The sequence below is a fragment of the Streptomyces doebereineriae genome, from assembly GCF_031845645.1.
GTDB lineage: Bacteria > Actinomycetota > Actinomycetes > Streptomycetales > Streptomycetaceae > Streptomyces > Streptomyces canus.
The window spans coordinates 1-420 of record NZ_JAVREZ010000448.1 but is presented as its reverse complement, the minus strand read 5'-3'; the positions used below and the strand labels follow the sequence as shown (position 1 = coordinate 420).

Sequence of the window (420 nt, the reverse complement as noted above, 5' to 3'; positions counted from 1 at the left end):
GGGTGACGGGGGTCCGCACCGCCGAACGCGGCCCCGACTGGCTCCGGCTGGACGGCTGCTGGGTCTCGCCCGCCGCCGTACGGGACGCCCTGGGCCGGGCGGTCGGCGGGCTGCCGGTCCATGTCGAGGTGACCGGGGTGACCGAGGAGCCGGAACGGGACGGCGCAACAGAGGCCGAGGACACCGCAGCCACCCCACCACCGGGCCTCACGGCGTACATCGCCTGCGGTGACACCCCGTTGACGCCCGCCGAGGCCCACCGGGCACTGACGGCCCTGATCCCCACCGCCGGTTCGGGCGTCCTCGCGCCCCGCCGCTATGTGCTCGTCACGGACCCGCCGGCCGACCCGGACCGGAGCGACGCCTGGCGTCGGCTGAAGACCATCGAGGAAGGGACCGGCCGCAGCCGGCAGGTGTGAC

At 76.0% G+C, this 420-nt stretch carries 1 pseudogene; it reads left to right on the top strand.

The window, feature by feature from the left end:
• A pseudogene (locus RNB18_RS52720) lies at positions 1-419 on the top strand (condensation domain-containing protein); the annotation flags it as partial.
• Between the last annotated feature and the right edge of the window lies 1 nt (position 420).